We start from the raw sequence: 23,778 nt of genomic DNA on the forward strand, positions 1-23,778 counted from the left end.
GCCTCGCGCGCGCCCCACTTGCCCGTCGGTCCCGGGCAGCGTAGGCCATTTGCAGACAAACGAAGGAGCCCCGATGCCGACCCGCCTTTCGCCCCGCGAGATCCTCGAGAAACTGGTGAGCTTTCCGACCGTCAGCCGTGACAGCAACCTGCCGCTGATCGACTGGGTCTCGGACTACCTTGCCAGCCACGGCATCGACAGCCAGCGCCATGCCAAGCCGGCCGAGCCTGACCTGAAGGCGGCGCTCTTCGCCCATGTGGGCCCAGAGGTCGACGGCGGCGTCATCCTGTCGGGCCATACCGACGTGGTGCCGGTGGACGGGCAGGCGTGGAGCTCGGATCCGTGGGTGCTTACCGAGCGCGACGGCAAGCTTTACGGGCGCGGTTCGACCGACATGAAGGGCTTCGACGCGCTTGCGGTCTGGGCCATGGTCGAGGCGCAGCATCGCGGGGTGACGACGCCGTTGCAGATCGCCCTGAGCTACGACGAGGAGATCGGCTGCATGGGCGGCAAGGACGTGGCCGAGGCGATGCGTGCGGCGCTGCCCAAGGCCGCCTCGGTGATCGTTGGCGAGCCGACCGAGATGAAGGCCGTGACCGGCCACAAGGGCGGGCTGACCTTCTGGGTGCATGTGCATGGCGTCGAGGTGCACAGCTCGATCCTGCATACAGGCGTGTCGGCGATCATGTATGGGGCCAAGTTGATCGAGTGGGCCAACGAGGTGAACGCCGAGAACGCCGCCGCCACGCCCGACGAGATCGCAGCGCTGTTCGACCCACCCTATACCAACCTGCATGTTGGCCAGATCCAGGGCGGGACGGCGCACAACATCACCGCCAAGGATTGCGAGTTCGGCTTCGGGTTCCGTGTTGTGCCGGGCGAAGATCCGAAGCACTGGGAGCGGCGCCTGATGGACAAGGTCGCCGAGATCGAGGCGCAGATGCAGGCGGTTTGCCCAGAGGCGTGGATCGAGGTGGAGACGCTCTTCGAACTGCCGCCGCTTGTGCCGGTGCAGAACAACAGCGCCGAAGAGCTGGTGCGGCAGGTCACTGGCGACAACGGCGTGATGCAGGTGAGCTACGGCACCGAGGCCAGTCATTTCCAGGCGGCTGGCTACGACGCCGTGGTCTGCGGCCCCTCGGACATCGCCATCGCCCACAAGCCCGATGAATATATCGAGATTGCCCAGCTCGACGCGGGGCAGGCCTTCATGGAGCGCCTGCTGGAGCGGCTGGCATGAGCGTGGTCTTCCCGTTCCGTGACGAGGGTCCGGTCGAGCATGACGGCACTCTGCCCGAGGCCTGCGACCTGGTCGTGATCGGCGGCGGCGTCGTCGGCGTGTCCACAGCACTGTTTGCAGCCCGCGCAGGTCTGTCGGTGGTTCTGCTCGAGAAGGGCCGCGTGGCGGCAGAGCAGAGCTCGCGCAACTGGGGCTGGATCCGGGTACAGGGCCGCGACATGGCCGAGATCCCGATCGCCTTGGAGGCACAAAGGCTCTGGCCGGACCTGGATGCGGAATGCGGCGGCAAGCTCGGTGTCCGGACGGTGGGCGTGAGCTATCTCGCCCGCTCCGAAAAAGACATGCAGGGATTCGCCGGCTGGCTCGACGAGGCCAAGCCGCTTGGCGTGTCCACGGAACTGCTCGATGCGGCGGCCACCAAGGCGTTGCTTGGCGCCGAGGACAGCCCGTGGGTCGGGGCGCTGCACACGCCCACCGACATGAAGGGCGAGCCCTGGGTCGCGGTGCCGGAACTGGCGCGGCTGGCGGTGGCGAGCGGGGCGGTGATCCGCGAGCGCTGCGCGGTGCGCGGGCTCGACATGCAGGCCGGCGAAGTGGCCGGCATCATCACCGAGTCCGGCCGCATCCGCTGCAGCCGTGCGGTGCTGGCTGGCGGCGCGTGGTCCTCGCTCTTCCTGCGTCGGCAAGGTGTGAAGATCCCGCAGCTCTCTGTACGCTCGACCGCGATGGCGACCGAACGCCTGCCGCAGAGCGTCAACACCGCCGCCGTCGACGACAAGCTGGCCTTCCGGCCCCGCGCCGACGGCGGCTACACCCTTGCGCCGGCAGCGTTTTCCGAGCTCTTCATCGGGCCTGACGCGTTCCGTGCACTGCGCACCTACCTGGCGCTGGCGGTCTCTGGCGAGTTCGACGTGCGCCTCAAGACCATGGCGCCGGCGGGCTACCCGGATGCATGGGGCACGCCGCGGCGCTGGTCCGACGACGAGGAAACGCCGTTCGAGCGCATGCGCATCCTGTCGCCCCAACCCAACGCCGCCAAGGTTGCCGGCTGCCGTGCGCGCTTTGGCCAGCGTTTTCCGCAGATGGGCGAAGCGCCGTTGCAGGCGAGCTGGGCCGGCATGATCGACGTGCTGCCCGACGTGGTGCCGGTGGTCGACCGCTGCGAAGCACTGCCGGGCCTCACCGTGGTGACCGGCATGTGCGGCCACGGCTTCGGCATCGGCCCAGCCTTCGGGCGCATCGCGGTGGCGCTTGCGCAGGGCACGGACCCCGGGCACGATCTCAGTCGTTTCCGGCTGTCGCGCTTCTCGGACGGCTCGAAACTGGTCACCGGGCCCAACCTCTGAGCATGTTCGGCCAAAGGTGATGCTCTCATGTGGTATGAAGAAGTCATGACAAGTATCTGTTCATAAAGCCTTATGCCCAATCAGTTCCGGGTCTTTCACTGGCCCGGCTCGCCGGGGGGGGAACACCGGCTTCCGCCGCGGTCCGCTTGCAGGGCCCGTCGCGCGGTGGCAGGGTCTCGGAAAATGATCAAATAACAGGGAGCTTCCCAAGAATGCCCGTCAAGAACCGCTTCGCCGAACTGCATCAGGACATCACCGCCTGGCGCCGTGACCTGCACGAGCACCCCGAAATCCTGTTCGAAACCCACCGTACCTCGGGCATCGTGGCCGAGAAGCTGCGCGCCTTCGGCTGCGACGAGGTGGTCGAGGGCATCGGCCGCACCGGTGTGGTGGGCATCATCAAGGGCAAGAGCGACAGCGCCGGCAAGGTGATCGGTCTGCGCGCCGACATGGACGCTCTGCCGATCCACGAGGTGACTGGGCTCGACTATGCCTCCAAGACGCCGGGCGCGATGCACGCCTGCGGCCATGACGGGCACACCGCGATGCTGCTCGGCGCAGCGCAATATCTTAGCGAAACCCGTAACTTCGACGGCACTGTTGTGGTGATCTTTCAACCCGCCGAAGAGGGTGGCGGCGGCGGTCGCGAGATGTGCGAAGACGGCATGATGGAGCGCTGGGGCATCCAGGAAGTCTATGGCATGCACAACTGGCCGGGGATGCCCGCGGGCAGCTTCGGTATCCGTCCGGGAGCGTTCTTCGCGGCCACCGACCAGTTCGAGATCAACGTGAAGGGCAAGGGTGGTCACGGCGCCAAGCCGCATCAGGCCATCGACCCGCTGGTCACGGCCTCCCATATCGTCACCGCACTGCAAAGCATCGTGAGCCGCAACTCCGACCCCGACGACCAGATGGTGATCTCGGTCACCGGCATCGAGAGCTCATCGAAGGCGTTCAACGTGATCCCGGCCTCGGTGATGTTCCGCGGCACCATGCGCACCATGTCCAAGACCAACCGCGAGCTCGGCGAGGAGCGCATCAAGGCGCTGGTCGCCGCCACCGCGACGGCCTTTGGCTGTGAGGCCGAGATCACGTGGCTGCCGGGCTACCCGGCGATGGTCAACAGCGAGGCGCAGACCGAGTTCGCCGCCGACGTGGCCGAGGCGGTCGCAGGCGCCTGCGACCGCGACGCGCCGATCACCATGGGTGGCGAGGATTTCGCCTACATGCTCGAGGAGCGCCCCGGCGCCTATATCCTCGTGGGCAACGGCGACAGCGCCGATGTGCACAACCCGGAATACAACTTCAACGACGAGGTGATCCCGGCGGGCTGCTCGTGGTGGGCAGAGATTGTCGAGCGCCGGATGCCCGCCGCCTGACCCTTTGTTGCGCGCCTTGCCGACGGCAGGGCGCGTCCGACCTTCTGCACGACCTTGAAGGCATAAAAAAACGCGGCCCTCCGAAGAGGACCGCGTTCTTTTTTCGCGTCGCTGCGCCGATTAGGCGAGGGCGAGGTTCGATGCCGACTCGCGGCCGTCACGGCCAGCTTCGACGTCGTAGGTCACTTTCTGGTCGTCCGACAGGCCGGTGAGGCCAGCGCGCTCGACAGCCGAGATGTGCACGAACACATCCTTGCCGCCCGCGTCGGGTGCGATGAAGCCGAAACCTTTGGTGGTGTTGAACCATTTCACGGTGCCAGTGGCCATTTCCGTGGTCTCCTCTAAAAATTCTACCCGCAGGATGCGGTAGCGTGGCAATGTCCGTCCGGATCGATAGACTGAGCGCCGTGTAAGGGAGACAGTGGTCGACATAGAAAAACGTAAGCCCTCACCGTGTATATGGCTTGTGAGCGAATGCCAATCCCTCATTCGGTTTCCAGCGCGATCCTGCCGGTCCGCAGGGCTGGCGGCCTTCGCCTTCGGCTTGGCGGTCGCCGCGACGCAGGTGGGCGTCTGCGCGGCGGCGCGCTCAACGGGATGGCACCGGGGCGAGGTTTGAGCTAAAGCGCGGGCAAACCCGCACAGGAGGGGTCCGTGACCGAACGCGCCAACATCATCTGCATCAAATGGGGCACGCTCTTTGGCCCGGAATACGTCAACCGGCTGTATTCCGGCGTCCGCCGCAACATCTCACGCCCCGTGCGCTTCTTCTGCATGACCGAGCACGCCGAGGGGCTGCACCCGGATATCGAGGTGCTGCCGCTGCCGGTGGAGCCCTTTGCCGACCGTATGGCCTCGGCGCTGGCGGTGGCCAACAGGCAGGGCGCGATGCGCAAGGTCTCGCTGTTCCGCCCCGGGCTGGTGCCGGATCTCGAGGGGCCGTTCCTGGGCTTTGATCTCGATGTTGTCATCACCGGCAGCCTCGACGAGATCCACGACATGGCGCCGGGCATGGTGGCGATGCGCCAGGACTGGACCGAGAAGCGCAAGGGCCGGCCCACCGGCCATGGCTCGGTATTCCGCTTCGATCCCGCCTTGCACGGGTTCCTCTACGAGGACATCGCCAAGAACGCCTATCGCGAGGTCGAGGCGGCGCGCGGATCCGAGCAGCGCTACACCAGCCACAAGGCGATGGAGCGTGACTGTTTCAAATATATTCCAGAGCCTTGGGTGGTGTCGTTCAAGTACGACTGCAACCCGTTCCCGGGCAATTGGATGCACGCGCCGCGGCTTCCCGAGGATGCGCGCGTGGTCTGCTTCCACGGTCGCCCAAAGATGACCGATGCGCTCGAGGGATGGAATGGCAGCATCATCCGCCACTCCAAGCCCTGCGACTGGCTGCGCGAGCACTGGATCGACCGGGCGAAGGCGGATCTCGGCCCGGACTGGGCCTGAACCGGCCTCATGCCCTTGCCGACGCCCCGGCGGGCGGGGTAAGAGCGTGGCCACGAAAGAATTCTGAGGAAGGGGCAAGCAATGCGTCGCGTTGTGGTTACCGGGCTGGGGCTTGTGACGCCGCTGGCCGATGGTGTCGAAAAGAGCTGGGAACGGATTCTCGACGGTCAGTCGGGCGCCGGTCGGATCACTGGGTTCGATCCCGAGGGGCTGGCAACCACCTATGCCTGCGAAGTGCCGCTGGGCGAGGGCGAGGGCGAGTTCAACGCCAATGCCTATATGGAGCCGAAGGAACAGCGCAAGGTCGACACCTTCATCCTCTTCGGTCTCGCAGCGGCCCAGCAGGCGGTCGAGGATTCCGGCTGGACCCCGACCGACAAGGAAGATCTCGAGCGCACCGGCGTTCTGATCGGCTCGGGCATCGGTGGCCTCAACTCGATCGCCAACACCGCCGTCATGATGGAGCAGAAGGGCCCGCGCCGCGTGTCGCCGTTCTTCGTGCCCGGCGCGCTGATCAACCTGATCTCGGGCCAGGTGTCGATCAAGTACGGCTTCAAGGGCCCGAACCACTCGGTGGTCACCGCCTGCTCGACCGGCGCCCACGCCATCGGCGACGCGATGCGCCTGATCAAGTACGGCGATGCCGACGTGATGGTTGCCGGCGGCGCCGAGGCGGCGATCTGCAAGATCGGCATCGCGGGCTTCAACGCTTGCAAGGCGCTCTCGACGAAGCGTGCCGACGAGCCGCAGAAGGCCAGCCGCCCCTATGATGCCGACCGAGACGGGTTCGTCATGGGCGAGGGCGCGGGCATCGTGGTGCTCGAGGAATACGAGCACGCCAAGGCCCGCGGCGCCAAGATCTACGCCGAGGTTCTGGGCTATGGCCTCTCGGGCGACGCCTATCACATCACCGCGCCGTCCGAGGATGGCGACGGCGCGCTGCGCTCGATGGGGGCGGCGCTGAAATCCGCCGGTCTCGACGCGAACCAGATCGACTATATCAATGCCCACGGCACCTCGACCATGGCCGACACGATCGAGCTTGGCGCAGTCGAGAAGCTGCTTGGTGACCATGCTTCCAACGTGACCATGTCCTCGACCAAGTCGGCGACCGGCCACCTGCTGGGCGCCGCCGGCGCCATCGAGGCGATCTTCTCGATCCTCGCGATCCGCGATCAGGTCGCGCCGCCGACGATCAACCTCGACAACCCGGCGGTGGAGACCCCGATCGACCTCGCGCCCAATGCCAAGCGTGAGCGCAAGGTGAGTTACGCGCTGTCGAACTCCTTCGGCTTCGGCGGCACCAACGCGAGCGTGATCTTCGGAAAGGTCGACTGACATGTGGCGAAACATCGCCTCCAACGCGCTGACCTTCCTGGTCGTGCTCGTCTTCCTCATGGGCGGCGTGCTGCTCTGGGCGCAGAACGAGTACGCCGCCGAGGGTCCGCTTGACGCGCCTATCTGCCTGCAGGTCCGCAGTGGCAGCAATTTCACCCGTGTCTCGGGCGATCTCGAGGCGCAGGGGGCGATTTCGTCGGGCACGATCTTCCGTCTCGGGGCCGAGTATACCGACAAGACGAGCCAGCTGAAGGCCGGCTCGTTCCTCGTGCCCGAGCACGCCTCGATGACCGAGATCGTCGATATCGTCACCCGTGGCGGTGCCTCGACCTGCGGCACCGAGGTGGTCTACCGCATCGGCGTCAACAGTGCCGAGGTGCAGGTGCGCGAGCTCGACCCGGCGGCGGGCCGCTACGAGGAAGTGCTCGAGTTCGACCCGGCCGAGGAGACCCCGGCGGATTATGCCGGCTTCCGCGACGATATCGGCACCCGCTTCCGCGTGGCGCTGGCCGAGGGCGTGACCAGCTGGCAGGTGGTTCAGGAGCTTGGCCAGGTCGATATCCTCGAGGGCGAGGTCGCCGAGATCCCGGCCGAGGGCTCGCTGGCGCCGGACAGCTACGAGATCTCCAAGGGCGACAGCCGCGCGGACCTGATTGACCGCATGGAAGACGCCCAGCAGGTGATCCTCGAGGCCGCCTGGCAAAACCGTGCCGACGATCTGCCCTACGACGATCCGATGCAGGCGCTGACCATGGCCTCGATCGTCGAGAAGGAGACCGGCGGTGCCGAGGAGCGTCCGCTGGTGGCGAGCGTCTTCGTCAACCGGCTCGAGCGTGGCATGCGGCTGCAGACCGACCCGACGGTGATCTATGGCATCACCAACGGGCAGGGTGTGCTGGGGCGTGGCATTCGCCAGTCCGAGCTGCGCGCCGAGACGCCCTACAACACCTACGTCATCCCCGGCCTGCCGCCGACCCCGATTGCCAACCCGGGTCGCGCCAGCATCGAGGCGGCTCTGAACCCGGACGAGAGCGACTATCTCTACTTCGTCGCCAAGACGCTCGATCCGGCGGACGGGCACAATTTCGCGACAACGCTGGATGAGCACAATTCCAACGTGGCGGCCTATCGCCGGCTCGAGGCGGAGCGCGCCAACCAGTAGCCGGCGACGGGCGCATCTGCCCGGAACCGCATCGTAAATCGCCAAGCGGGCGGGGCCGGAGCATCGGTCCCGCCCGTTTTCTCGTCGCAGGCTTGGCGCCGGGGCGGGGCCTTGCAAGAGTGAGCGCATGACACAGGATCGCATCAACGCAATCGCCACGCTGGTGGTGGCCGGGTTCGGACTGCTCTGGGGGTTCTACTGGATGCCGGTGCGGGCGATGGTCGACCACGGCTTGCCAGGGGCTTGGGGCACGGTGCTGGCCACGGTGACGGCGGCGATCGTGCTGGCGCCACTGGTCGCGCTGCGCTGGCGGGCGTTGCTGCGGGCCGACAAGGTCGGGCTGCTCTCGGTCGCGGCGGGGGGAGCGGCCTTCACGCTCTACTCCATCGGGCTGGTCTATGGTCGGGTGGCGATCATCATCCTTCTGTACTTCCTCACCCCGGTCTGGAGCGTGCTGATCGCGCGCTACGTCATGGGCTGGCACACCCCGGCGCTGCGCATCGTCGCGATCTTCATCGGCATCGCCGGGCTGCTGGTGATGCTCAGCGCCGGTGGCACGCTGCCGATGCCGCGCGGTGTGGGCGAGTGGATGTCGCTGATCGCGGGCATCCTGTGGGCCGTGGGCACCACCGGCATCCGGGTGCGATCCGATCTCGGCGTGATCCCGGCGACCTTCGTGTTCGCCATCGGCGCGACACTCGCCGGGCTGGCCCTTGCGCCGTTCTTCGAGCCCTTTCCCACGCTTTGGCTGCGCGACAATGGCGTCGGCCTTCTGAGCCTCGCGCTGGCCACCGGGGTCCTGTGGTGGGGCGTGTCGCTGGCGGCGCTGATGTGGGCCACCATGCGGCTCGACCCGGCCCGGGTCGGCATCCTGATGCAGACCGAGGTGATTGTCGGCGCGGTCTCGGCGGCGCTGCTGGCGGGCGAGCATCTGGCCACGCTGGAGATCGTTGGCGGCGGCATGGTCGTAGCCGCGGGGCTGCTCGAGGTCTGGCCGGTCGGGCGCGGGCGCAGGGGTGGTGGCGTTCGGGTGTAGGGGCTGGCGCTGCTGCGCCTCGAAGCTTGCAAGTGGCCGGTTCTGCATGAAACTTTCCGTTTGACCTCAACCGCACTCGAGGTCGGATCCTGCCTGCCATCAGATCAAGAGGCAGCAAGGAGCCCGACATGACCGCCCGACTGGAACACGTGAACATCGCCGTCCCCGATCCCGACGCCACCGCCGCGCTGCTCTGCGAGCTGTTCGGCTGGCACATCCGCTGGCAGGGGCCCGCCATCGGCGACGGCTGGTCGGTGCATGTGGGCGGCGAGGACGACTACCTTGCGCTCTACCGCCCCGCGGACAAGACCCTCACCGATCCCGAGCGTTACGCCCGGCAGGGCGGGCTCAACCATATCGGGCTGGTGGTCGAGGATCTCGACGCCACCGAGGCCCGTGTGCGGGCAGCGGGCTTTGCGCCGCACAACCATGCCGATTACGAGCCGGGACGGCGGTTCTATTTCGACGGCCCCGACGGGGTGGAATACGAGGTGGTGAGCTACGGTTGACGGCTCTTTGAAGACACCGGGGCGTGCGTTCGGCGGAAGGGCTGGACGCACGCCCCGCATCGGCGTATGAGCGGGGCATGACCACGCAAGCACCCCTTATTCGGATCTGCTGCATTACCTGCTGAATTCTTCGGCGGGCCTGTCTTCTATTCCAATCCAGAAATGAAGTTGCTACTCCCGCCGCGATCTTCGTGCGAAGGAGCGCGCCATGGACGTCCCTATCTGGCTGACCAATTCCCGGACCCGGAAGAAGGAGCTCTTCGAGCCAATCGATCCGGACAACGTGCGGATCTATGTCTGCGGCCCGACGGTCTATGACCGCGCGCATCTCGGCAACGCGCGCCCGGCCATCGTCTTCGACGTACTGTTCCGGCTGATGCGGCAGGTCTACGGGCCGGAGCACGTGACCTACGTGCGCAACTTCACCGACGTGGACGACAAGATCAACGCCCGCGCCCAGGCCAGCGGTCGCAGCATCGGTGAAATCACCGCCGAGACCACGCAATGGTATCTGGACGACATGGCGACCGTGGGCGTCATGGAGCCCACCCACATGCCGCGCGCCACCGAGTTCATCGACCAGATGATCGCGATGATCGCGGACCTGATCGAGAAGGGCCACGCCTACGAGGCGGAGGGTCACGTGCTGTTCGCGGTCGAGAGCTACAAGGCCTATGGCGGGCTCTCGGGCCGCTCGGTCGACGACATGATCGCCGGGGCCCGGGTCGAGGTCGCGCCTTACAAGCGCAACCCGATGGATTTCGTGCTTTGGAAGCCCTCGGAGCCCGAGCTGCCGGGCTGGGAGAGCCCGTGGGGCCGGGGCCGTCCCGGCTGGCATATCGAGTGCTCGGCGATGAGCTACGAGCTTCTGGGCGAGAGTTTCGACATCCACGGCGGCGGCAACGACCTGATGTTCCCGCACCACGAGAACGAGATCGCCCAGAGCTGCTGCGCCCATCCCGAGGGCGGCTTCGCCAAGGTCTGGCTGCACAACGAGATGCTGCAGGTCGAGGGCAAGAAGATGTCCAAGTCGCTGGGCAACTTCTTCACCGTGCATGACCTGCTCGAGGGGCGTGACGGGCAGGCGGGCGTGCCGGGCGAGGTGATCCGCTTCGTGATGCTCTCGACGCACTATCGCAAACCGATGGACTGGACGGCGGAGAAAGCCTCGCAGGCCGAGGCAACCCTCAAAAAGTGGTACGCACAGATTACCGAAGCGCTCGACAACGAAGTTCCCTACGTTGGAGTCGTGAACGCATTGGCGGATGACCTCAATACAGCAAAGGCCATCGCTGAGATGCATCAGCTTTCCTTGGCGGGGGATACACCATCGCTTCGCGCAAGTCTAAAGCTCTTGGGTTTCTTGGATCACGGGATACCAGACTGGGCGAGAGGTCCTGATTTCGATCTCTCGGAGCTCGCGGACAAGCTCGCGGCGGTGCGCGGCGCGGCGATGGAGAGCAAGGATTTCTCGGAGGTCGACCGCATGAAGGCCGCGCTGCTCGAGGCCGGGGTCGAGGTGCGCATGTCGAAGGCCGGGGTGGAGCTTCTGCCCGGGGCCGGGTTCGACGCGGCCAAGCTGGAGGGGCTGTGATGACCATGTGCGTATGCGCTTGTGATACGCGCGGGAGGGGGGCTGTCTGCCCCCCGCTCGGGCAAGCCGAGCCCCCCCGAGGATATTTCGAGCCAGAAGAAGCGGGGGCGCGGTGATGGCGGAGAAGCTGTATCTTTACGACACCACGCTGCGCGACGGGCAGCAGACGCAGGGGGTGCAGTTCTCCACCGCCGAGAAGCTGCGCATCGCCGAGGCGCTGGATGATTTGGGCGTGGATTACATCGAGGGCGGCTGGCCCGGGGCGAACCCGACGGACTCGGCCTTTTTCGACGAGGTCGGCGCGACGCGGGCGGTGATGACCGCCTTTGGCATGACCAAGCGGGCCGGACGCTCGGCGGAGAATGACGACGTGCTGGCAGCGGTGCTGAATGCGGGCACGCAGGCGGTCTGCCTTGTCGGCAAGACCCATGATTACCACGTCACCGCGGCGCTGGGGATCGCGCTCGAGGAGAACGTGGAGAACATCCGCGCTTCGGTGGCGCATATCGTGGCGCAAGGCCGTGAGGCGCTGTTCGACGCGGAGCACTTCTTCGACGGCTGGAAGGCCAACTCGGACTATGCGCTTTCGTGTCTGCGCGCGGCGCTCGAGGCCGGGGCGCGCTGGATCGTGCTTTGCGACACCAATGGCGGCACGCTGCCGCATGAGGCGCATGGCATCGTGCGCGCGGTGATCGAGGGCGGCATTCCCGGCGACCGGCTGGGCATCCACACCCACAATGACACCGAGACGGCGGTGGCCACGACGCTGGCGGCGGTGGATGCCGGTGCGCGGCAGATCCAGGGCACGCTGAACGGCCTTGGCGAGCGCTGCGGCAATGCCAACCTGACCTCGCTGATCCCGACGCTGCTGCTGAAGGAACCCTATGCCAGCGCCTATGAGATCGGCGTCAGCCGCGAGGGGCTCGAGGGGCTGACCCAGACCAGCCGGATGCTCGACGAGATCCTCAACCGCGTGCCGATGCGGCAGGCGCCCTACGTGGGCTCCTCGGCTTTTGCCCACAAGGCGGGGCTGCATGCCAGCGCGATCCTCAAGGATCCGTCGACCTACGAGCATATCGAGCCCGGGCAGGTGGGCAACCGCCGGGTGATTCCGATGTCGAACCAGGCCGGGCAGTCGAACTTGCGCCGGCGCCTGGCCGAGGCGGGACTCGAGGTCGAGAAGGGGGATCCGGCGCTGGCCCGCATCCTCGAACGGATCAAGGCGCGCGAGGCCGAGGGCTACACCTACGACACCGCGCAGGCGAGCTTCGAGATGCTTGCGCGGGACGAGCTGGGCCGCTGCCCGGATTTCTTCGAGGTCAAGCGCTACCGGGTCACCATCGAGCGGCGCAAGAACAAGTACGACCAGATGGTCTCGCTCTCGGAGGCGGTGGTGGTCGTGAAGGTCGACGGCGAGAAGAAGCTCTCGGTCTCGGACAGTCTCGACAATGCCGGCTTCGACCGCGGCCCGGTCAACGCGCTCGCCAAGGCGCTGGCCAAGGACCTGGGGCCGTACCAGTCGGTGATCGACGACATGCGGCTGGTCGATTTCAAGGTGCGCATCACCCAGGGCGGCACCGAGGCGGTGACGCGGGTCATCATCGACAGCCAGGACGGCTCGGGTCGGCGCTGGCAGACCGTGGGGGTGAGCGCCAACATAGTGGACGCCTCCTTCGAGGCGCTGCTCGACGCGGTGCGCTGGAAGCTCATTCGCGATTGCGGAGAGGACGGGCGCGATGGACCTGCCGCCTGAGTTCCTGACGCTCTACAGCCGGCTCGACCGGCAGGGCCCCGGGACGCCCGAGGACGTGCTCTGGGCGTTGGGGCGGCTTGGGCTGTCGGGCATGCTGCAGGTCTGCGACGCGGGCTGCGGCACCGGGGCGGACAGCGTGACGCTGGCGCGGGCGCTGCCAGAGGCGCAGGTCGAGGGGCTCGACGCGGTGCCGGCCTTCATAGAGGCCGGGCAGGCGCGGGTGGCGGATCTGCCGAATGCCGAGCTGCGGGTCGGCGACATGGGCGCGCTCACAGGGCCCTATGACCTGATCTGGTCGGCGGGTGCGATCTATTTCCTCGGCGTGACGGAGGGGCTGCGGGCCTGGCGCGCGGCGCTGGCGCCGGGGGGCGTCGTGGCCTTCTCGCAAGGGGTCTTCCTTGGCGGCGACGAGCCGCAGGCGGTGCGCGACTTCTGGGCCCCCGAACCGGCGCTCACCGACCGCGAGGGGCTGCGGGCACAGGTGGCGGAGGCCGGCTACGAGATCCTCGACACGCGGCTGCTCATCGGCGCGCCATGGGAGGCCTATTATGGCAGCGTGACACGCGAGATCGCGGCACTGCGCCCGGGGACGAGCCCGGCAATGGCCGACGTGCTCGACGCCTCCGAGCGCGAGGTCGCGCTCTGGCGGCAGGCGCCGGACCGCATCGCCTATGAGCTGGTGCTGGCGCGGCCCGACTGAGGCTTTCCTTTCCGGCCCGCGCGGCCTAGGTCAGCCGCATGGACTTCGATGACGATCTCACCGCCTGCGCCCAGCTTGTCGAGCGCGGCGACCCAGACCGCTTCGCCGCCGCGATGGCGGCGCCGGTGCGCGCACGGGCCGCGCTGTTCCCGCTCTATGCCTTCAATCTCGAGGTGGCGCGGGCGCCGTGGCTCACGCAGGAGAGCATGATCGCCGAGATGCGCCTGCAATGGTGGCGCGATGCGCTCGAGGAGATCCGGGCGGGCGGCCTGGTGCGCCGGCACGAGGTGGTGACGCCACTGGCGCACGTGCTCGACGCCGACAGCGCCGGGCGGCTCGACCGGCTGGTGGGCGCGCGGCGATGGGACATCTACCGCGATGCCTTCGAGGATGAGGCCCATTTTACCCGCTATCTCGAGGAGACCTCGGGCGAGCTGGTGCTGGCGGCAGGACGCGCTCTTGGCGAGATGCCGGAGGATGTCGCGCTCGATGCGGGCTACGCGTCCGGGCTGGCGCAGTTCCTGCGCGCGGTGCCGGAGCTTGAGGACAAGGGGCGGGTGCCACTGGTGGATGGGCGTCCCGAGGCGGTGGTTGCTCTGGCGAAAGAAGGCCTGGCGCGGCTGGACCGGGCGCGGGCGCGGCTGGGCGAGGTCGACACACCGGCGCGGGCGGCTCTGCTGGCGGGCTGGCAGGCGGGGCCGCTGCTGAAACAGGCGGTTCAGGCGCCGCAGCGGGTGGCCGAAGGCATGCTGCAGCTCTCGGAGTTCAGGCGCCGCACCGGGCTCATGCGGGCGGCGCTGACCGGACGGATCTGAAGCGGGGCGTCATTCGGCCGCCTGCGCGCGCGGGCTCAGGACCAGCCAGATCAGCGCGCCGCCGGCCAGCATCAGGAACGGTGCCATCGCCATGTTGACCGCGGTCCAACCCTCCTGCGGGTTGCCGCCCGAGCAGTTCATCAGCCCGCCGGAGGCCAGCGAGGCGCTGGTCACCGCGCCGAAGACCAGCAGGTCGTTCAGGCCCTGCATGCGGCCGCGCTCATGCGGCTCATGCGCACCGGCGAGCATGGTGGTGGCCCCGATGAAGCCGAAATTCCAGCCCACGCCCAGCAGCACCAGCGCGACGAAGAACTGCTCGAGCTCGACGCCGGTGAGCGCCACGCCGCCGGCCCCCGCGAGGATCACGAGCCCGAGCGCGACGATCTTCTCGACGCCGAAACGGGCGATCATGTGGCCGGTGAAGAAGGACGGGATGTACATCGCCAGCACGTGCGCGGTGACGATATTGGCCGCATCGGCGGTCTCGAAGCCGCAGCCGACCACGGCGAGCGGCGTCGAGGTCATCACGAGGTTCATCAGCGCGTAGCTGACTGCGGCGCAGATCACCGCCACGGCGATCCGCGGGGTGGCCAGAAGCTCGCGCCGGGTGCGGCCCTTGGGGGCGTCCTCGGAGGGCACCGGGGGCTTGGGGATGTCAAGGAACAGGAAGACCAGCGCGCCCACGAGGTTGATCGCGATCACCGCGGCATAGGTGCCGAGGAAGGGGATCACGAAGGCGTCGGCGGTCCATTTCACCAGTTGCGGGCCCAGCACCGCCGCCAGCAGCCCGCCGGCCATGACGTAGGAGATCGCCTTGGGGCGGAACGCCTCGGAGGCGGTGTCGGCGGCGGCGAAACGATAGAAGCCCTGCGCCGACATGTAGATGCCGGTGAGGAAGCTGCCGGCGAGGAAGATCGGGAAGGAGGCGCTGTAGAGCCCGTAGGCGCCCACCGCGCCGCCGAGCGCACCGCCGAGGGCACCGAGCGCAAAGCCCGCGCGGCGACCGAAGCGTTGCATGAAGGCCGAGACCGGGGTCGCGGCACACATCGATCCGAGCACGATCAGCGAGATCGGCAGTGTGGCGAAGCAGGCATTGCTGGCCAGCGACTGGCCGGCGAGCCCGCCGATGGTGAAGATCATCGGCATCTGCGCGCCGAGGATGGCCTGCGCCATCACCAACACGATCACGTTGCGCTTCGCGCGGCTGTCTTGAGTGCTCTCCATGCGCCATAGCGGTAGGGGGAGTTGGCTGATAGGGCAAGGGGCAGGCGGTGTGGCAGGTTGGCGCTGTGGCGCACTGGCCGGAACCGAGGCAGACAGGGAGGACGACATGGTCGGACGCATCATCGAGACGGAGGCCTGCGTGGCCGAAGGGGTCGACTGGCTCTGTGCCGTCGAGCCGCGCTTTGCCGAGGCGGTCGAACTGACCGGGCCGCTGCCGCTGCGGCGCCGCCCCGACGGCTTCGCGCAGCTCTTGTCGGCGATCGTCAGCCAGCAGGTCAGCGTGGCCTCGGCGCGGGCGATCTGGGCCCGGCTCGAGGCCGCGGGCATGACCACGCCAGAGGCGATTCTCGCCACGGACGAGGCCGGGCTGCGCGCCCTCGGCCTGTCGCGGCAGAAGGCGAGCTACGCTCTGGCGCTGTCCGAGGCGGGGATCGATTTCGAGGCCCTCCGCACGGCGCCCACCGAGGAGGTGGTCAAGACGCTGGTGGCGGTGAAGGGCATCGGGATCTGGACGGCGGAGATCTACGCCATGTTCTCGCTTGGACGGGCGGATGTCTTCGCGCCGGGCGATCTGGCGCTGCAGGAGGCGGCGCGGCTGCTCTTCGCGCTTGAAGCGCGCCCCAAGGAGCGCGACCTGCGCCGGATGGCCGAGGCCTGGAGCCCATGGAGATCGGTTGCGGCGCGAGCGCTGTGGGCCTACTACCATGTGGCAAAACAGCGAGAGGGGATCGTATGACGCGCGTTCTGCAAACCGGCCGCAAGGAGCCCGTCTCGGGCGAGACACGCTCCTGCGTGGTGTTCCTGCACGGCTACGGCGCCAACGGCGCCGACCTGCTTGGCCTTGCCGATCCGCTGGGCGAGCACCTGCCGGACACGCTCTTCGTGGCGCCCGACGCGCCCGAGGCCTGTGCCGGCGCGCCGATGGGCTTCCAGTGGTTTCCGATCCCGTGGATCGACGATTCCTCCGAAGAGGAAGCGATGCAGGGCATGAGCCGCGCGGTCGACGATCTCAACGCCTTTCTGGACGCGCTGATGGTCGACGAGGACCTTTTGCCGGAGCAGGTGGCGCTGTTCGGATTCTCGCAGGGCACCATGATGGCGCTGCACGTGGCGCCGCGCCGCGAGGACGAGGTCGCGGGGCTGGTGGCGTTCTCGGGCCGTCTGCTGCAGCCGGAGTTGCTCGAGGACGAGGTGGTCTCGCGCCCGCCGGTGCTGCTGGTGCATGGCGATCAGGACGACGTGGTGCCGCCCGAGTCGCTGCCCGCCGCCGCCGAGGCGCTGCAAGGTGCAGGCTGGAAAGAGGTCTTTGCCCATATCCAGAAAGGCACCGCCCACGGAATCGCGCCGGACGGGCTGTCGGTGGCTCTGGCGTTCCTGCGCGACAAGTGCGGGTTCTGAGGCCGCGCCCGTGACCTGAGGGATTGCGCCGGCCCTTCGGGCCGTCGCCCGGTGCGAGGGGCGCTGCCCCTCGCGCTCCCCGAGGTATTTCAGAACCAGAGAAGAGCAGGGCGCGGCGCCAATGGTCGGCATGGCGCGTCGGGGCTCAGCGGGCGGGGCGGTCGAAGGTGAAGTCGCCGGCGGCGACGTGGCGCAGGTAGTCGCAGGGATCGTCGCGCTGGTTGAGATGAGCCCAGGCACGGGCGGCGAAGGCGTTGGGGGCGAAGAGCAGGATCACCTTGTTGACCGCGTCATGGGAGACCGGGCTCTGCATGTCGAGCGCGGCCTCGACGCGGGTGCGGTCCTCGGCGGCGAGGCCCATGATCTGGAAATTGTAGGCGAGGTACTCGCTGGTGGCGAGGCAGAGGCCGCTCGGGCAGGGCCGGGCGTCGTGGGCGGCGTGGGCCAGCTCGTGCATCACGACGCTGTCGAAAAAGTGGTCGTCCGACAGGCCGGCAAAGACACCGTCGGCATGGCGCGTCTCGGAGAGCGCGTCCGGGGCCAGCAGCTCGATGCGCTGTTCGCCGCAATGGTAGAGGCCGAGGCAGTCGCCCGGCAGGCGGTCGGTGAGGGTGATCGAGACCGGGGTTTCAAGTGCCAGCCCGCAGGCCGCGAGCTTCGGCAGCGCCGCCTGCACAGCGGTGCAGAGGCGCTCGGCATGGAGCGGCGGGGCGGCAATGCTGACCGGCGTGCCCTCGCACCGCGTCTCGGCGGCGACAGGCAGGGCGAGGACCAGGGCGAAGAGCTGAAACGGCAGGCGCATGGCGCGAGAGTAGCACAGCCGCACCGCTTCGGGAGCGCAAAGAACTGAGGCGGGCCGCGATGGGCCCGCCTCAGAGGGGGTGCTGGCTTACTGGCTCTTCGACATGCGCTTGCGCTCGTGCGGGTCGAGATAGCGCTTGCGCAGGCGGATGGCGTTCGGCGTCACTTCCACCAGCTCGTCGTCGTTGATATAGGCGATGGCCTCTTCCAGCGACAGGGTGACCGGCGTGGTCAGGCGGACCGCTTCGTCGGTGCCGGAAGCGCGGACGTTGGTCAGCTTCTTGCCCTTGAGCGGGTTCACCTCGAGATCGTTCTCGCGCGAGTGCTCGCCGATGATCATGCCCTGGTAGACCGGGGCCTGGGCACCGAGGAACATCTTGCCGCGGTCCTCGAGGTTCCAGAGCGCGTAGGCCACGGTCTCGCCGTTCTCCATGGAGATCAGCACGCCGGCGCGGCGGCCGGGGATCGAGCCCTTGTGCTCGGTCCAGCCGTGGAACACGCGGTTCAGAACGCCGGTGCCGCGGGTGTCGGTGAGGAACTCGCCGTGATAGCCGATCAGGCCGCGCGAGGGCACATGCGCGATGATGCGCGTCTTGCCGGCGCCAGCGGGGCGCATCTCGACCAGCTCGCCCTTGCGGTTGCCGGTGAGCTTTTCGATCACTGCGCCCGAGTACTCGTCATCGACGTCGATGGTGGCTTCCTCGACCGGCTCCATGAGCTGGCCGTCTTCTTCCTTCATGATCACCTGCGGGCGCGAGATGCTGAGCTCGAAGCCCTCGCGCCGCATGTTTTCGATGAGGACGCCCATCTGCAGTTCGCCGCGGCCCGAGACCTCGAAGGCCTCGCCGCCGGGGGTGTCCTGGATCTTGATCGCGACGTTGCCCTCGGCTTCCTTCATCAGGCGCTCGCGGATCACGCGGGACTGCACCTTCTTGCCGTCACGGCCCGCCAGCGGGCTGTCGTTGATGCCGAAGGTCACGGTGATGGTCGGCGGATCGATCGGCTGGGCGTCGAGAGGCTCGTCCACCGCCAGCGCACAGATCGTGTCGGCCACGGTGGCCTTGGACATGCCGGCGAGGCTGACGATGTCGCCTGCAAGGCCTTCCTCGATGTCGGCCTGGGCAAGGCCGCGGAAGGCCTGCACGCGGGTGACGCGGAACTGTTCGATCTTCTGGCCGATGCGCGAGATCGCCTGCACCGTCTGGCCGACCTTGACGCGACCGGTCTCGATGCGGCCGGTCAGCAGGCGGCCGACGAACGGGTCGGAGCCGAGCGTGGTGGCCAGCATGCGGAAATCGTCGTCGTAATGCTTGATCTGCTTCGGCGCAGGCACGTGGTTCACGATCAGGTTGAACAGCGCCGACAGGTCCTTGCGCGGTCCGTCAAGCTCGGCATCCGCCCAGCCGTTGCGGCCCGAGGCGTACATGTGCTGGAAATCAAGCTGGTCTTCGTCGGCATCGAGCGAGGCGAAGAGGTCGAAGCACTCGTCGAGCGCGCGGTCGGGCTCGGCGTCGGGCTTGTCGACCTTGTTGAGCACCACGATCGGGCGCAGGCCAAGCGCCAGCGCCTTGGAGGTCACGAACTTGGTCTGCGGCATCGGGCCTTCGGCGGCATCGACCAGCAGGACGACACCGTCGACCATGCTCAGGATGCGCTCCACCTCGCCGCCGAAATCGGCGTGACCGGGGGTGTCGACGATGTTGATGCGGGTGTTCTTCCACTCGACCGAGGTCGGCTTGGCAAAGATCGTGATGCCGCGCTCGCGCTCGAGGTCGTTGCTGTCCATCGCGCGCTCGGCGACGGCCTGATTTTCGCGGAATGCGCCGGATTGTTTCAGCAATTCGTCGACAAGCGTGGTCTTGCCGTGGTCCACGTGAGCGATGATTGCGATATTGCGCAGGTCCATAAGGAGAGCCTTTAAAGGGGAGGGTTGCGCGCCCCCCTACCGGGGAACCCCGCAAAAGGCAAGCCGCTTGCCCGTTGCGCCTTCATATACTGGCGATGCGTTTCCGCGTGGGCGCGGGTTTGGGCGGGGCGTCGAGGGAGGTTGGGTCGCCTGCCGCGCGGTGCGTGCCGGGACCGCCGAGGCGGAGGGTCGGTCGTTGCCCCGGCGCGGAATCGAGGAGAAGCCGCCGCGCCAACGTCATGTTGGAAGCGCGCCTCCGGCAAGGCCTGCCCCATCGGGCTGGCGACTTGATGACGTCAGCGCCGCGTGTTGAGGTCCTTCGGATTTGGCATGGATAAATCGAGAGGCTCGTGAGGCATTTCGCCATCCCGCGGGCCGGCGATGGCGCGGCGGCGTCCCGCGGTTGCTCGTGGTTTTCTGGGGCTCTGGCGAGAGCGATGGCATTGGGGCTTGGTCGAGCGGGACCGAAGTCCCCCCGATGTCTACGGCGCACAGTCTCGTGCCCTGCCGGAGGGGCTGGTCGTCTCGCTCCCCTCAATGCCCCGTGGTGGCGGAAAACAGGTTGATCACCACGATCCCCGCAAGGATCAGCCCGATGCCGATGATCGCCGGCCAGTCGAGCCGCTGCCCGAACACCACCAGCCCGATGATCGCGATGAACACGATGCCGAGCCCGGACCAAAGCGCATAGGCGATGCCGACCGGGAAGCTGCGCAGCACGATCGAGAGCAGCCAGAAGGCCAGAGCGTAGGAGATCACCACCAGCACCGAAGGCAGGGGGCGGGTGAATTGCTGGCTGGCCTGCAGAGCGGCGGTGCCGATGGTCTCGGCAAGCACGGCGAAGGCGAGGATCACGTAGGTCATGGCGAAACTCCGGGGGTGGTGGCCACTCATGGACCGGATCGCGCCCGAGGGCCAGCCCTGTCGGAACCGCCTGTTCCGGGCGCTGCCGTCGGTGGCATGCTGCCTTGAGCGACGTCGGGTCAAGGTTGCCCATAGGTGGATCAATCCATTGCCAGCCGTCATCCGCTTGTTACCACTTCGTCACAGCTATGAATACGAACCGTGCTCATGGTCCTGCCGCGCTTGCCGATGATCCTGTCGTCCTTCAACGACATCTCGCCCCCTCGGTGACCTGGTGGCGCGGCTTCTTCACCACGTGGTACGGGTTCTTCTGGATGCCCGAGGAGGCGCTGCGCGCCGACCCGGTGCTGCGCGCCCTCGACCGGGGCCGCTTCGTGAGCTGCTTCGGGAATTCGCTCTACGTCGCCGCCATGACGGTGCCGCTGTCGCCGCTGCTGGGGCTGGCGGGGGCGCTGCTGCACACCTTCCTCAGCCGGCGCGGGCAGGGGCGGTAGCGGGCCAAGGCCGTTCACGCTCGCCACGGTGAGGTGGACGTTACGCCACGATCCGCGCGCGAACCACCCGCGCGGACTCAAGGCCGAAGGCCGCCGCGCATCGGTCATGGTGAAAGCATGCCTCCGGCATGACCCGTCCCCCCGGGCCGGCGATTTGGGGGCGCTGGGTGCACAGCTTCGAGGTCCTTCGGACGTGGCCGGGACAAATCGAGGGAGTCCGAAGTAAGATCGCTACCCCGCGGACCGGCGATGCGCGGCGGCGTCTTAGGGCCGCTCGTGGGATCTTGGGGAGATGCTACGCTAAATGCGCCACCGACGCCCTCAATACCCGCGCCAGATCCAGCCGCCGCCGAAGATCCGGCTGCTGTCCGGATCATAGAACACGCAGGCCTGGCCGGGCGAGACGCCTTCCTCGGCGACCACGAGTTCGACCTCGGCCTCGGTTTCCGAGATCGGCCGCACGATGGCCTCCCGCGGGGGGCGCGTCGAGCGCACCTTGACCGAGAGATGCCATTCCTCGCGCGAGGTGAATGGCGCGTCGCCCAGCCAGTTGATCTCGCGCACCGGCACCTTGCGGGTCGCCAGCATTTCTTTCGGGCCGACGATCACCTGCTTGTTGTCGACGTCGAGCTTGACCACGTAAAGCGGCTCCGTCAGGCCGCCGATCCCGAGGCCCCGGCGCTGGCCGATGGTGTAATGGATCACGCCGCGATGCTCTCCCAGCACGCGGCCATCCGCGTGCACGATCTCACCCGGCTCGGCGGCGCCCGGGCGCAGCTTCTCGATCACGCTCGCGTAATTGCCGTCGGGCACGAAGCAGATGTCCTGGCTGTCCGGCTTGTCGGCCACGCTCAGCCCGTATTTCGCTGCCAGCTCGCGGGTCTCGGCCTTGCTCTTGAGGTGTCCGAGCGGGAAGCGCAGGTAATCGAGCTGTTCGGGCGTGGTGGAGAACAGGAAATAGCTCTGATCGCGGTTGGCATCCGCCGCCGAGTGCAGCTCGGCACCTTGGTCTCCGACCATGCGCTGGATGTAATGCCCGGTCGCCATGCAGTCGGCGTCGAGATCCTTGGCGGTCTCGAGCAGGTCCTTGAACTTCACCCGCTCGTTGCAGCGGATGCAGGGCACCGGCGTGGCGCCGCCGAGATAGCTCTCGGCGAATTCGTCGATCACCGCGTCGCGGAAGATGTTCTCGTAATCGAGCACGTAATGCGGAAAGCCCATCTGCTCGGCGACGCGACGGGCATCGTGGATGTCGATGCCGGCGCAGCAGGCGCCCTTCTTGGCCAGCGCCGCGCCGTGATCATAGAGCTGCAGGGTGACGCCGACGACGTCATAGCCTTCCTCGGCCAGCATCGCGGCCACCACGGAGCTGTCGACGCCGCCGGACATGGCGACCACGACACGCGTCTCGGACGGCGGCTTGGGCAGGCCGAGCGAATTGAGGGGCGGGGCATCGAGGGGCATGGCGGTCTCCTGGGAACAGGTCGCGAATATAGGAAAATGCTTTGCACTCTCAAGGGGCGGTTTTTAGACCGCGTTAAATCCACCGCGCTCAAATAGCGTCCAGCCGGAAACAGCGGGACAGAACAGAGCGGAACGGAAACGGGATGTACCTCAAGAAGATCAAAGGCCCGCGCGCAGTGACGCTCCCTGACGGCACCATCATGACCCGCGCCGATCTGCCCCCGGCCGAGACGCGCCGCTGGGTCGCCTCCCGCAAGGCCGCGGTGGTCAAGGCGGTAACATACGGGCTGCTTTCGGAAAACCAGGCGATGGATCGCTACGGGCTGAGCGCGGAGGAGCTTGGCGAATGGGTGCGCGCGGTGGCCCATCACGGCGAAGAGGCGCTGAAGGCAACGCTGGTGCAGCGCTTTCGCGCGCCGGGCGCCGAACCGTCCGATCCCTGATCTCGCCCCTCCTGAAATCGCAACCGATGATTGAAAAGAAAATCCGGATGTCTACAGTAAAGAAGCATTAACTTATTTGCCTCAGGGTCGGATCGACAGGACAGAACAAGCGGAGAACCTTCAATGCGAATCCTCCTTGTGGAAGATGATCCGACCACCTCGAAGAGCATCGAGCTGATGCTGACCCATGCCAATCTGAACGTGTACGCCACCGATCTCGGGGAAGAGGGGATCGATCTGGCCAAGCTCTACGACTACGACCTGATCCTGCTCGATCTCAATCTACCCGACATCGACGGGCATGAGGTGCTGCGCCAGCTGCGCATGGCGCGGATCAGCACGCCGATCCTGATCCTGTCCGGGGCCGATGATACGGACAGCAAGATCAAGGGCTTCGGCTTCGGCGCCGACGATTACCTCACCAAACCGTTTCATCGCGACGAACTGGTGGCGCGCATTCATGCGATCATCCGCCGCTCTAAAGGGCATTCCCAGTCGGTGATCCGCACCGGAAAGATCTCCGTCAATCTCGACGCCAAGACCGTCGAGGTGGGCGGCAAATCGGTGCACCTTACCGGCAAGGAATACCAGATGCTCGAGCTGCTCTCGCTGCGCAAGGGCACCACGCTCACCAAGGAGATGTTCCTCAACCACCTCTATGGCGGCATGGACGAGCCCGAGCTCAAGATCATCGATGTGTTCATCTGCAAACTCCGGAAGAAGCTGAGCGAAGCGACGGGCGACGAGAACTACATCGAAACCGTCTGGGGCCGGGGCTACGTGCTGCGCGATCCCGAGCCGCGATCGGATGAGCCGCCCGCGATGGCCGCCTCCGCCTGAGCTGTCGGCTGGACGCC

General features: G+C 67.2%; 23 protein-coding genes. 17 read left to right on the forward strand and 6 right to left on the reverse strand.

Features of this window, described 5'->3' with window-relative positions; genetic code table 11:
- Nucleotides 1–73: 73 nt before the first annotated feature.
- The 3 genes from argE to JF542_RS16355 all read left to right on the forward strand — a co-directional run bounded on the left by argE (nucleotide 74) and on the right by JF542_RS16355 (nucleotide 3,965).
- Entirely contained in the window at nucleotides 74–1,240 is a 1,167-nt protein-coding gene (gene argE, locus JF542_RS16345) for an acetylornithine deacetylase (protein WP_207076619.1), read from the forward strand.
- The gene (locus JF542_RS16350) at nucleotides 1,237–2,586 is read left to right on the forward strand and encodes an NAD(P)/FAD-dependent oxidoreductase (protein ID WP_207076620.1); all 1,350 of its coding nucleotides are present in this window, start codon (nucleotides 1,237–1,239) and stop codon (nucleotides 2,584–2,586) included. Before argE ends, JF542_RS16350 begins: the two co-directional genes overlap by 4 nt.
- A 212-nt stretch (nucleotides 2,587–2,798) precedes the next feature.
- Nucleotides 2,799–3,965, forward strand: a complete 1,167-nt coding sequence (locus tag JF542_RS16355) for a M20 aminoacylase family protein (RefSeq protein ID WP_007800087.1) — start codon at nucleotides 2,799–2,801, stop codon at nucleotides 3,963–3,965.
- 120 nt (nucleotides 3,966–4,085) lie between these two features.
- Here the strand turns inward: JF542_RS16355 and JF542_RS16360 are convergent, their stop codons facing one another.
- Complete coding sequence (locus JF542_RS16360) at nucleotides 4,086–4,292, reverse strand: cold-shock protein (RefSeq protein ID WP_007800089.1); 207 nt, start codon at nucleotides 4,290–4,292, stop codon at nucleotides 4,086–4,088.
- Between the two features lie 327 nt (nucleotides 4,293–4,619).
- Between JF542_RS16360 and JF542_RS16365 the strand changes: the two genes are divergently transcribed.
- The 9 genes from JF542_RS16365 to JF542_RS16405 all read left to right on the forward strand — a co-directional run bounded on the left by JF542_RS16365 (nucleotide 4,620) and on the right by JF542_RS16405 (nucleotide 14,327).
- Nucleotides 4,620–5,420 carry a glycosyl transferase gene (locus tag JF542_RS16365; RefSeq protein ID WP_207076621.1) on the forward strand — a complete coding sequence of 267 codons (801 nt, stop codon included), beginning with the start codon at nucleotides 4,620–4,622 and terminating at the stop codon, nucleotides 5,418–5,420.
- An 81-nt stretch (nucleotides 5,421–5,501) separates the two neighbouring features.
- Entirely contained in the window at nucleotides 5,502–6,758 is a 1,257-nt protein-coding gene (gene fabF / locus JF542_RS16370; RefSeq protein ID WP_207076622.1) for a beta-ketoacyl-ACP synthase II, read from the forward strand.
- A gap of 1 nt (nucleotide 6,759) precedes the next feature.
- The gene (gene mltG, locus JF542_RS16375) at nucleotides 6,760–7,920 is read left to right on the forward strand and encodes an endolytic transglycosylase MltG (RefSeq protein ID WP_207076623.1); all 1,161 of its coding nucleotides are present in this window, start codon (nucleotides 6,760–6,762) and stop codon (nucleotides 7,918–7,920) included.
- Between the two features lie 127 nt (nucleotides 7,921–8,047).
- Entirely contained in the window at nucleotides 8,048–8,956 is a 909-nt protein-coding gene (locus JF542_RS16380) for a DMT family transporter (RefSeq protein ID WP_207076624.1), read from the forward strand.
- Nucleotides 8,957–9,084: 128 nt separating this feature from the next.
- Nucleotides 9,085–9,465 carry a VOC family protein gene (locus JF542_RS16385; protein WP_007800099.1) on the forward strand — a complete coding sequence of 127 codons (381 nt, stop codon included), beginning with the start codon at nucleotides 9,085–9,087 and terminating at the stop codon, nucleotides 9,463–9,465.
- A gap of 208 nt (nucleotides 9,466–9,673) precedes the next feature.
- Nucleotides 9,674–11,059, forward strand: coding sequence for a cysteine--tRNA ligase (gene cysS / locus JF542_RS16390; RefSeq protein ID WP_207076625.1), 1,386 nt, complete (start codon nucleotides 9,674–9,676; stop codon nucleotides 11,057–11,059).
- A 115-nt stretch (nucleotides 11,060–11,174) separates the two neighbouring features.
- Nucleotides 11,175–12,812, forward strand: coding sequence for a citramalate synthase (cimA, locus tag JF542_RS16395; protein WP_242533796.1), 1,638 nt, complete (start codon nucleotides 11,175–11,177; stop codon nucleotides 12,810–12,812).
- Entirely contained in the window at nucleotides 12,796–13,512 is a 717-nt protein-coding gene (locus JF542_RS16400; protein WP_207076627.1) for a class I SAM-dependent methyltransferase, read from the forward strand. The genes cimA and JF542_RS16400 overlap by 17 nt, the downstream gene beginning before the upstream one ends.
- Nucleotides 13,513–13,550: 38 nt before the next feature.
- Nucleotides 13,551–14,327 (forward strand): squalene/phytoene synthase family protein, encoded by a 777-nt coding sequence (locus JF542_RS16405; protein ID WP_207076628.1) that lies wholly within the window; start codon nucleotides 13,551–13,553, stop codon nucleotides 14,325–14,327.
- A gap of 9 nt (nucleotides 14,328–14,336) precedes the next feature.
- On the opposite strand, the gene JF542_RS16410 is transcribed toward JF542_RS16405, so the two are convergent.
- Nucleotides 14,337–15,551, reverse strand: a complete 1,215-nt coding sequence (locus tag JF542_RS16410; protein ID WP_207076629.1) for an MFS transporter — start codon at nucleotides 15,549–15,551, stop codon at nucleotides 14,337–14,339.
- Between the two features lie 106 nt (nucleotides 15,552–15,657).
- On the opposite strand from JF542_RS16410, the gene JF542_RS16415 reads away from it, so the two are divergent.
- Together JF542_RS16415 and JF542_RS16420 are read left to right on the forward strand one after the other, a co-directional pair.
- A complete protein-coding gene (locus JF542_RS16415; protein ID WP_207076630.1) occupies nucleotides 15,658–16,287 on the forward strand; it encodes a DNA-3-methyladenine glycosylase family protein in 630 nt (209 codons plus the stop codon).
- Nucleotides 16,284–16,949: an alpha/beta hydrolase gene (locus JF542_RS16420; RefSeq protein ID WP_040545432.1), complete on the forward strand. Its 666-nt coding sequence runs from the start codon at nucleotides 16,284–16,286 to the stop codon at nucleotides 16,947–16,949. The genes JF542_RS16415 and JF542_RS16420 overlap by 4 nt, the downstream gene beginning before the upstream one ends.
- A gap of 145 nt (nucleotides 16,950–17,094) precedes the next feature.
- Here the strand turns inward: JF542_RS16420 and JF542_RS16425 are convergent, their stop codons facing one another.
- From JF542_RS16425 to JF542_RS16435, 3 genes are all read right to left on the reverse strand, one after another.
- On the reverse strand, nucleotides 17,095–17,751 hold the full coding sequence (locus tag JF542_RS16425) for a DUF6639 family protein (RefSeq protein WP_207076631.1): 657 nt from the start codon (nucleotides 17,749–17,751) through the stop codon (nucleotides 17,095–17,097).
- An 87-nt stretch (nucleotides 17,752–17,838) separates the two neighbouring features.
- A complete protein-coding gene (gene typA, locus JF542_RS16430) occupies nucleotides 17,839–19,656 on the reverse strand; it encodes a translational GTPase TypA (protein ID WP_207076632.1) in 1,818 nt (605 codons plus the stop codon).
- Nucleotides 19,657–20,190: 534 nt separating this feature from the next.
- The gene (locus JF542_RS16435; RefSeq protein ID WP_207076633.1) at nucleotides 20,191–20,550 is read right to left on the reverse strand and encodes a DMT family transporter; all 360 of its coding nucleotides are present in this window, start codon (nucleotides 20,548–20,550) and stop codon (nucleotides 20,191–20,193) included.
- Nucleotides 20,551–20,786: 236 nt separating this feature from the next.
- On the opposite strand from JF542_RS16435, the gene JF542_RS16440 reads away from it, so the two are divergent.
- Entirely contained in the window at nucleotides 20,787–21,014 is a 228-nt protein-coding gene (locus JF542_RS16440; RefSeq protein WP_242533797.1) for a hypothetical protein, read from the forward strand.
- Nucleotides 21,015–21,335: 321 nt separating this feature from the next.
- Here JF542_RS16440 and mnmA read toward each other — a convergent pair whose 3' ends face one another.
- The gene (mnmA, locus tag JF542_RS16445) at nucleotides 21,336–22,478 is read right to left on the reverse strand and encodes a tRNA 2-thiouridine(34) synthase MnmA (RefSeq protein WP_207076634.1); all 1,143 of its coding nucleotides are present in this window, start codon (nucleotides 22,476–22,478) and stop codon (nucleotides 21,336–21,338) included.
- Nucleotides 22,479–22,621: 143 nt separating this feature from the next.
- On the opposite strand from mnmA, the gene sciP reads away from it, so the two are divergent.
- Nucleotides 22,622–22,921 carry a CtrA inhibitor SciP gene (gene sciP / locus JF542_RS16450; RefSeq protein WP_007800123.1) on the forward strand — a complete coding sequence of 100 codons (300 nt, stop codon included), beginning with the start codon at nucleotides 22,622–22,624 and terminating at the stop codon, nucleotides 22,919–22,921.
- Between the two features lie 123 nt (nucleotides 22,922–23,044).
- Nucleotides 23,045–23,761 carry a response regulator transcription factor CtrA gene (ctrA, locus tag JF542_RS16455; protein WP_207076635.1) on the forward strand — a complete coding sequence of 239 codons (717 nt, stop codon included), beginning with the start codon at nucleotides 23,045–23,047 and terminating at the stop codon, nucleotides 23,759–23,761.
- Nucleotides 23,762–23,778: the final 17 nt, after the last annotated feature.

The sequence above is a fragment of the Salipiger bermudensis genome (assembly GCF_017309175.1).
Taxonomy (GTDB): domain Bacteria; phylum Pseudomonadota; class Alphaproteobacteria; order Rhodobacterales; family Rhodobacteraceae; genus Salipiger; species Salipiger bermudensis.

Bases quoted from the DNA above. Each gene is read 5' to 3' on its own strand.
- argE (WP_207076619.1), top strand. From the start codon at position 74: ATGCCGACCCGCCTTTCGCCCCGCGAGATCCTCGAGAAACTGGTGAGC.
- JF542_RS16405 (WP_207076628.1), top strand. From the start codon at position 13,551: ATGGACTTCGATGACGATCTCACCGCCTGCGCCCAGCTTGTCGAGCGC.
- ctrA (WP_207076635.1), top strand. From the start codon at position 23,045: ATGCGAATCCTCCTTGTGGAAGATGATCCGACCACCTCGAAGAGCATC.
- JF542_RS16360 (WP_007800089.1), bottom strand. From the start codon at position 4,292: ATGGCCACTGGCACCGTGAAATGGTTCAACACCACCAAAGGTTTCGGC.
- JF542_RS16420 (WP_040545432.1), top strand. From the start codon at position 16,284: ATGACGCGCGTTCTGCAAACCGGCCGCAAGGAGCCCGTCTCGGGCGAG.
- JF542_RS16385 (WP_007800099.1), top strand. From the start codon at position 9,085: ATGACCGCCCGACTGGAACACGTGAACATCGCCGTCCCCGATCCCGAC.
- cimA (WP_242533796.1), top strand. From the start codon at position 11,175: ATGGCGGAGAAGCTGTATCTTTACGACACCACGCTGCGCGACGGGCAG.
- JF542_RS16350 (WP_207076620.1), top strand. From the start codon at position 1,237: ATGAGCGTGGTCTTCCCGTTCCGTGACGAGGGTCCGGTCGAGCATGAC.
- JF542_RS16435 (WP_207076633.1), bottom strand. From the start codon at position 20,550: ATGAGTGGCCACCACCCCCGGAGTTTCGCCATGACCTACGTGATCCTC.
- JF542_RS16425 (WP_207076631.1), bottom strand. From the start codon at position 17,751: ATGCGCCTGCCGTTTCAGCTCTTCGCCCTGGTCCTCGCCCTGCCTGTC.
- fabF (WP_207076622.1), top strand. From the start codon at position 5,502: ATGCGTCGCGTTGTGGTTACCGGGCTGGGGCTTGTGACGCCGCTGGCC.
- JF542_RS16415 (WP_207076630.1), top strand. From the start codon at position 15,658: ATGGTCGGACGCATCATCGAGACGGAGGCCTGCGTGGCCGAAGGGGTC.
- cysS (WP_207076625.1), top strand. From the start codon at position 9,674: ATGGACGTCCCTATCTGGCTGACCAATTCCCGGACCCGGAAGAAGGAG.
- typA (WP_207076632.1), bottom strand. From the start codon at position 19,656: ATGGACCTGCGCAATATCGCAATCATCGCTCACGTGGACCACGGCAAG.
- JF542_RS16355 (WP_007800087.1), top strand. From the start codon at position 2,799: ATGCCCGTCAAGAACCGCTTCGCCGAACTGCATCAGGACATCACCGCC.
- JF542_RS16400 (WP_207076627.1), top strand. From the start codon at position 12,796: ATGGACCTGCCGCCTGAGTTCCTGACGCTCTACAGCCGGCTCGACCGG.
- JF542_RS16380 (WP_207076624.1), top strand. From the start codon at position 8,048: ATGACACAGGATCGCATCAACGCAATCGCCACGCTGGTGGTGGCCGGG.
- mnmA (WP_207076634.1), bottom strand. From the start codon at position 22,478: ATGCCCCTCGATGCCCCGCCCCTCAATTCGCTCGGCCTGCCCAAGCCG.
- sciP (WP_007800123.1), top strand. From the start codon at position 22,622: ATGTACCTCAAGAAGATCAAAGGCCCGCGCGCAGTGACGCTCCCTGAC.
- mltG (WP_207076623.1), top strand. From the start codon at position 6,760: ATGTGGCGAAACATCGCCTCCAACGCGCTGACCTTCCTGGTCGTGCTC.
- JF542_RS16410 (WP_207076629.1), bottom strand. From the start codon at position 15,551: ATGGAGAGCACTCAAGACAGCCGCGCGAAGCGCAACGTGATCGTGTTG.